This is a genomic window from Micromonospora sp. NPDC050686 (assembly GCF_040654475.1).
Taxonomy (GTDB): domain Bacteria; phylum Actinomycetota; class Actinomycetes; order Mycobacteriales; family Micromonosporaceae; genus Micromonospora.
The window spans coordinates 46114-53140 of record NZ_JBFAID010000049.1 but is presented as its reverse complement, the minus strand read 5'-3'; the positions used below and the strand labels follow the sequence as shown (position 1 = coordinate 53140).

Sequence of the window (7027 nt, the reverse complement as noted above, 5' to 3'; positions counted from 1 at the left end):
ACCGGCGTGCGCGAGCACCGCGCGTTCCTGCGCCGGGGTGAGATCAAGGGCGAACCGGTACGCCTGGATCGTCTTCACGTCGGGTCCTCCGTCGCCGCCTCAACGGCACGGCGGGCGCGGTTCGCTGCGGCGCGACGGCCGTACAGGCGGGCGCACAGTGATGTCAGGATCTCGGTGATATCGCCGACGAGGTCGTCGTCCACCTCGGCCGGGTCGACCACCAGTAACCGGCGGCCCTGCGCGGCGAGCGCCGCTTCGACGTATTCAGCCCCGAAGCGGGCGAACCGGTCGCGGTGCTCGACCACGATGGTCGTCACGGCCGGGTCGCGTAGTAGGGCGAGGAACTTCTTGCGGTGCCCGTTGAGTGCGGACCCAACCTCAGTCACCACCCGGTCCACGGAAAGACGCTGCCCGGTGGCCCAGGTAGCGACCCGGGCGACCTGCCGGTCGAGGTCGGGTTTCTGGTCGGTGGATGAGACGCGGGCGTACACCACGACCTGCCCGCTGTTCGTCTCTGCGGGGCTGAGTGGTTCACCGACCATGATGAGCCGGCCGAGCCGGTATGTGGGAACGGGCAGCGCACCGGCTGCGTACTGCCGCCGTGCGGTGACGTACGCGATGCCCTGCGACGCCGCCCACTCCTTCAAGTTCATAGGTCGTCCACCATAGCAACCCTAAGAGCGTCAGAGATGCTTGATGCGGCACCTGCGAATAGCCCCCGCCGCTATCCGGAGCCGGACCGCTTCGACCCGTGGCGCCCGCAGCTCCACCCGCTCTCCTTCGGCGCCGGGCCGCACTACTGTCTCGGGGCCGCGCTGGCCCGGCTGGAGGCACAGGTCGCCTTCCCGCTGCTGCTGCGCCGGCTGCCCGGCCTGGCGCTGGCCGGCGCGCCGCGGCGCCGGGTGCGGCTGACCCTGCGTGGGTACGCCAGCCTGCCGGTCACCGTGGGCGACGAGTCCCCGCTCACCGATCGCGGTACGCGAGCCGGTGCGTCCGGGGCCACTCCGTAGACTGGTACGGCACCGTCCGTCCCACCGAAGGAGTCTGCCCGCGTGACCGTTCAGCCCATCCGTCTGTTCGGCGATCCGGTGCTGCGCACGCCGGCCGACCCGGTGGTCGACTTCGACGTGGAGCTGCGCAAGCTCATCGCCGACCTGACCGACACGATGCGTGAGCAGAGCGGCGCCGGCCTGGCCGCGCCTCAGCTCGGCGTGGGCCTGCGGGTGTTCACCTTCGACGTCGACGACGTGCTCGGCCACCTGGTGAACCCGGTGCTGGAGTTTCCCGACGAGGAGGAACAGGACGGCCCCGAGGGCTGCCTGTCCATTCCCGGGCTGTACTTCGACACCAAGCGCCGGCAGAACGTGATCGCCAAGGGTTTCAACGGGTACGGCGACCCGCTCCAGATCGTCGGGACCGGCCTGATGGCCCGCTGCGTCCAGCACGAGACCGACCACCTCGACGGGGTGCTCTTCGTCGACCGGCTCGACCCGGCCGGGCGCAAGGCCGCGATGAAGGCGATCCGCCAGGCCGAGTGGTACGACGAGGCCGCCCCGCCGACGGTGAGGCTCAGCCCGCACGCCAGCGGCAGCCCGTTCGGCCTGGGGCGGTGACCGGGTGCGCCTGATCTTCGCCGGTACGCCGGCCGTCGCGGTGCCCGCCCTGGACGCCATCGCCGCCTCCGGCCACGAGCTGCTGGCCGTGGTCACCCGTCCCGACGCGCCCGCCGGCCGGGGCCGGGGCCTGGCCCGCTCGCCGGTCGGCGCCTGGGCCGACGCGCGCGGGGTGGAGGTGCTCACCCCGGCCCGGCCGCGGGAGCCGGAATTCCTGGACCGGCTGCGCGAGCTGGCCCCGGACTGCGTGCCGGTGGTCGCCTACGGCGCGCTGGTGCCGCCGGTGGCGCTGGAGATCCCCCGGCACGGGTGGATCAACCTGCACTTCTCCCTGCTGCCCGCCTGGCGTGGCGCCGCCCCCGTGCAGCACGCCGTGCTGCACGGTGACGAGCTGACCGGCGCCAGCGTCTTCGAGCTGGAGCAGGGGCTGGACACCGGCCCCGTCTACGGCACGGTGACCGACGAGATCCGGCCCACCGACACCTCCGGGGACCTGCTGGAGCGGCTGGCCCATTCGGGAGCCGGGCTGCTGGTGGCGGTGCTCGACGCGATCGGGGCCGGCACCGCGCGGGCCGAGCCGCAGCCGGCCGACGGGGTCTCCCTCGCGCCGAAGCTGACCGTGGACGACGCCCGGGTGCGCTGGTCGGACCCCTCCTTCGCGGTGGACCGGCGGGTCCGCGCCTGCACCCCCGCCCCGGGGGCGTGGACGACGTTCCGCGACGACCGGGTCAAGCTCGGCCCGGTCAGCCCGGTGGCGAACGGCCCGGAGCTGAAGCCCGGCGAGCTGCTGGTGGAGAAGTCCCGGGTGCTCGTGGGCACGGCCACCACCCCGGTGCGGCTCGGCGAGGTGCGGGCGGCCGGCAAGAAGGCCATGCCGGCCGGCGACTGGGCGCGGGGCGTCCGGGTCGCCGCCGGCGAGGTGCTCGCGTGACGGGGCCGGTCGAGCCCCGCAACGATCGCTCCGCCGATCGGGGGCAGTCGACCGGGCGGCCGGCGGGCGGCGGTGCCCGCGACCGCGCCGATCGGGGCGACGCCCGGCGGGCCCGGTTCGACGGTGCTGACGGCCCGCGCGGCGGGTCCGGCCGCGGCGACCGGCCAAACCGGCGCGGCGAGCGCCCGGGGGAGCGGCCGCGCGGCGGGCCCCGGCGGCCTCCCGTCGACCTGCCCCGGTACGTCGCGTACCAGGCGGTCGCGGCGGTGCACCGGGACGACGCGTACGCCAACCTGGTGCTGCCGGCGATGCTGCGCGAGGAGGGGCTGACCGGCCGGGACGCCGCGTTCGCCACCGAGCTGACCTACGGCACGCTGCGCCACACCGGCACCCTGGACGCGATCGTCACCGACGCCGCCGGGCGGGACGTGCAGCGGATCGACCCGCCGGTACGCGACGCGCTGCGGATCGGGGCGTACCAACTGCTGCACACGCGGGTGCCGGCGCACGCGGCGGTGTCGTCGACGGTGGACCTGGTCCGGGCGGTCGGCCCGGGCGCGACCGGGTTCGCCAACGCGGTGCTGCGCGAGATCACCACCCGGGACCACGACGCCTGGGTGGCCCGGCTCGCCCCGGCCACCGAGACCGATCCGGTCGGGCACCTGGCGCTGGCGTACAGCCATCCGCAGTGGATCGTGCGGGCGTTCGCCGAGGCGCTCGGCGGCGACCTGGCCGAGACGGAGCGGCTGCTGATCGAGGACAACGAGCGACCCCCGGTGCACCTGTGCGCGCGGCCCGGCCTGGCCGACCCGGTGGAGCTGGCCGACCAGGTCGGCGGCGCGCCGGGCGCCTTCTCCCCGTACGCGGTGTACCTGCCCGGCGGCGCGCCGGGCGAGCTGCGCGCGGTCGCCGAGGGCCGGGCGCACGTGCAGGACGAGGGCTCCCAGCTGGTGGCCGCCGCGCTGGCCGGCGCCCCGCTGGACGGCCCGGACGGGCGCTGGCTGGACCTGTGCGCGGGGCCGGGCGGCAAGGCCGGCCTGCTCGGCGCCCTGGCCGCGCAGCGGGACGCCCGGGTGACCGCCGTCGAGGTGGCCGAGCACCGGGCCCGGCTGGTCGAGCAGGCCACCCGGGGGTTGCCGGTGACCGTGCTGGCCATGGACGGCCGGGATGTCGGCGGCCACCCGAAGCTGCCCGAGCAGCACTTCGACCGGGTGCTGGTCGACGCGCCCTGCACCGGGCTCGGGTCGCTGCGCCGCCGCCCGGAGTCCCGCTGGCGGCGGCAGCCGTCGGATCTGCCGCCGCTGACCCGGCTGCAACGCGAGCTGCTCGGCGCGGGGTTGCGCGCGGTGCGACCGGGCGGCCTGGTGGCGTACGTGACCTGCTCCCCGCACATCGTGGAGACGCACGTGACGGTGACCGAGGCGGCCCGCCGGGCCGGGGTGCCGGCCGACTTCGTCGACGCCCGCCCGCTGCTGCCGGCCGGGATGCCGGGGCTGGGCGACGGCCCGACGGTGCAGTTGTGGCCGCACCGGCACGGCACCGACGCCATGTTCCTCGCGGTGCTGCGCCGCACCTGACCCCGCCGGGTGTCCCGGTCCGCCGTGCGCGGGCCGGGCCGCCCGGTCAGCCCGCCGGCAGGCCCTCGGGGCCGGCCCCCTTCATCGACCGGGTCAGTTTCCGGTCGTCGCTCCACAGGAAACAGCGGATGCCCCGGTCGCCCTCCTCCCACTCCCGCTGGGACGGGGGATAGAAGATCGACCCGGCCCGGTACGGCAGGTCGCTGTTGTCGGGCACGGCGGCGAACCGGGCGATCAGCGCCATGCAGCGGCGGTGCACCTGCTGGTCGATCCGGAGGAACGCGGCCCACGGCATGTCCCGTTCCAGGTAGACCCCGACGAACTCGGCGCGGTGCGGCTCGCTGCACAGCACCGGCGCCATGTAGTTCAGGTTGTCGTCGATCAGCTTCGGGTCGAAGCAGCGGTGGGTCAGCGGGCTGTCGCCGACCATCGCCCCGCGCAGGCTGCCGGCGCGGTTCACCGGCCGGGTGTTGTCGATGCTGTCGGTCTCGCTCAGGTCGCAGCGGAACCAGCGGGCGCCCGCCGCCCAGGCCGCGAGGGTGGGCAGCGCCATGGTCAGGGTCAGCCGGGCGGCGTGCCAGTCCCCGCCGAGCACCTCGCGGGCCCGCTGGTCGCACTCGGCGCGGGCCGTGCGCAGGGCGGCGGAGCCGGGCTCGGGTCGCTGGGCGGCGCGGGCCACCGGGCCGGTGAAGGAGCCGACGTGGACGGCCTCGGCGAGGTGGCTGCGGGCGCAGTCGACGGTCTCGTAGCTGGCCGCCTGCACGACCGAGGACATCCGGGGCAGGCAGGCGTCGGTGGCCGGGACGAACAGGGCCGGCGGGTGCAGCGCCGGCCAGTCGTCGGTGAGGTCACCGTCCGCCTGGTGTGGCCGTACGCAGCCGCCGAGCAGCGCCGTCACCGTGCCGGCCAGCACCAGCGCGAGCCACCGTCGCATCGTCCGCCCTCCCGGGAACTGACGGCCGGAACACCGCGGCCGGCGCGGCGTCGGCCGCCACCGGGCGTGCAGCATATGTCACCGTCCTCGATGGAGTGTTGCCCCGTTTCGGTCGTTCGGCCAGTGGCGCATCGATATTCGTCCCTGCGGGCGTCACCGGAACGGTCAATCCTGCACGGGGAGTGACGGTCGGCTCACCGTACGCCGCTGCGGGTGCCGCGCTGCGGACGGCCGATGGCGGCGTTCGTACACTGGCCCGGTGACCGTACCGCCGCCGATCCTCGCGCCGAGCATCCTGGCCGCCGACTTCGCCCACCTCGCCGATGAGGTCCGCGCCGTCGAGCACGCCGCGGACTGGCTGCACGTGGACGTGATGGACAACCATTTCGTGCCCAACCTGACCATCGGGCTGCCGGTGGTGCAGAGCCTGCGGGCCGCGACCCAGCTGCCGTTCGACGTGCACCTCATGATCGAGGACCCGCGGCGCTGGGCGCCCGGGTACGCCGACGCCGGGGCGTACAACGTGACCTTCCACGCGGAGGCCTGCGACGACCCGGTGGCGCTGGCCAAGGACCTGCGTTCGGCGGGGGCCAAGGCGGGGCTGGCCATCGACCGGGACACCCCGATCGAGCCGTACCTGGACCTGCTGCCCGGCTTCGACACCCTGCTGATCATGACGATCAAGGCGGGCTTCGGCGGGCAGCGGTTCGTCCCGCACCTGCTGGACAAGGTGCGCACCGCGAGGCGGCACGTCGACGCCGGCCACCTCGAGCTGCGCATCGAGGTCGACGGCGGGATCGCCGCCGACACCATCGAGCAGGCGGCGGCGGCCGGTGCGGACGCCTTCGTCGCCGGCACCGCCGTCTACGGCGCCGACGACCCGGCCGAGGCGGTACGCCGGCTGCGGGGCCTCGCGGAGCGCGCCGCCGCCGGGGGCTGACGTGGACCCGGCCGAGGAACGACCCGACGTCATCCTGGTCGTCGACGACGACGAGGACATCGCCCGTTTCGTCGAGTTCAACCTGCGGCTGCACGGCTTCGAGGTGATCCACGCCAGCGACGGCCAGGAGGCCCTCGAGCTGATCGAGCGACAGCGGCCCGACCTGGCCGTGGTGGACCTGATGATGCCCCGCGTCGACGGCCTGGAGCTGACCCGGCGGCTGCGCGCCGACCCGATGACCTCGGCGCTGCCGGTGATCATGCTGACCGCCAAGGGGATGACCGTGGACAAGGTCCACGGGCTCAGCGCCGGGGCGGACGACTACCTGGTCAAGCCCTTCGACACCGCCGAGCTGGTGGCCCGGGTCGCCTCCACGTTGCGCCGCAACAAGGAGTTCCGCGAGGTCTCCCCGCTGACCGGGCTGCCCGGCAACAGCCGGATCCGCCGGGAGATCGCCGACCGGGTCCGCAACCGGGCCGACTACGCCGTCGGCTACGTCGACATCGACCGGTTCAAGAGCGTCAACGACCGGTACGGCTTCGTCCGGGGCGACGAATTCATCTCCGCACTGGCCCGCAGCCTGCACCGGGCGGTGGTCTCGATCGGCCTGCCGCCGGCCTTCCTCGGCCACGTCGGCGGCGACGACTTCGTCATCGTCTGCACCCCCGACCAGGTCCGCCCGCTGACCTCCCAGGCGGTGGTCGACTTCGAGAAGGCCGCCGACACGCTCTACGACCCGACCGACCGGGAGCGCGGGTTCGTGGAGCTCAAGGACCGTCGGGGCAACATCCGCCGGGCCGCGCTGGTCACCCTCTCCATCGGCGTCTCGCTCTCCGACCCCGGCAAGCGGTTCACCGACCCGCTGGAGGCCATCGCCGTCGCGTCGGAGATGAAATCGGTCGCCAAGAGCCAACCCGGCTCGTACGTCGCGGTCGACCGGCGACGGGGCGTTACGTGATCGTGCGGTCTTTGCTGTGAGGTAGCTCGCCTCGGTGGCGCGACCCCCCCGGTTGCGTGTAAGACTTCGGAAGT

General features: G+C 74.4%; 7 protein-coding genes and 1 pseudogene. 6 read left to right on the top strand and 2 right to left on the bottom strand.

Annotated elements, in window-relative coordinates; all coding sequences use genetic code 11:
* Positions 1-74: 74 nt before the first annotated feature.
* A complete protein-coding gene (locus tag AB0H57_RS25785; RefSeq protein ID WP_357510667.1) occupies positions 75-653 on the bottom strand; it encodes an IS607 family transposase in 579 nt (192 codons plus the stop codon).
* A 63-nt stretch (positions 654-716) separates the two neighbouring features.
* Here AB0H57_RS25785 and AB0H57_RS25780 point away from each other — a divergent pair.
* The 4 genes and pseudogenes from AB0H57_RS25780 to AB0H57_RS25765 form a co-directional block, all read left to right on the top strand.
* A pseudogene (locus AB0H57_RS25780) lies at positions 717-1010 on the top strand (cytochrome P450); the annotation flags it as partial.
* Positions 1011-1052: 42 nt separating this feature from the next.
* The gene (def, locus tag AB0H57_RS25775; protein ID WP_357510665.1) at positions 1053-1613 is read left to right on the top strand and encodes a peptide deformylase; all 561 of its coding nucleotides are present in this window, start codon (positions 1053-1055) and stop codon (positions 1611-1613) included.
* 4 nt (positions 1614-1617) lie between these two features.
* Positions 1618-2544 carry a methionyl-tRNA formyltransferase gene (gene fmt / locus AB0H57_RS25770; RefSeq protein ID WP_357510663.1) on the top strand — a complete coding sequence of 309 codons (927 nt, stop codon included), beginning with the start codon at positions 1618-1620 and terminating at the stop codon, positions 2542-2544.
* Between the two features lie 230 nt (positions 2545-2774).
* Entirely contained in the window at positions 2775-4121 is a 1347-nt protein-coding gene (locus AB0H57_RS25765; protein ID WP_357510674.1) for a transcription antitermination factor NusB, read from the top strand.
* Positions 4122-4167: 46 nt separating this feature from the next.
* On the opposite strand, the gene AB0H57_RS25760 is transcribed toward AB0H57_RS25765, so the two are convergent.
* Entirely contained in the window at positions 4168-5055 is an 888-nt protein-coding gene (locus tag AB0H57_RS25760; protein ID WP_357510661.1) for a septum formation family protein, read from the bottom strand.
* Positions 5056-5314: 259 nt separating this feature from the next.
* Between AB0H57_RS25760 and rpe the strand changes: the two genes are divergently transcribed.
* Both rpe and AB0H57_RS25750 read left to right on the top strand, forming a co-directional pair.
* The gene (gene rpe, locus AB0H57_RS25755; RefSeq protein WP_357510659.1) at positions 5315-5995 is read left to right on the top strand and encodes a ribulose-phosphate 3-epimerase; all 681 of its coding nucleotides are present in this window, start codon (positions 5315-5317) and stop codon (positions 5993-5995) included.
* Positions 5889-6953: a response regulator gene (locus AB0H57_RS25750; protein ID WP_357510657.1), complete on the top strand. Its 1065-nt coding sequence runs from the start codon at positions 5889-5891 to the stop codon at positions 6951-6953. The genes rpe and AB0H57_RS25750 overlap by 107 nt, the downstream gene beginning before the upstream one ends.
* Positions 6954-7027 lie beyond the last annotated feature (74 nt).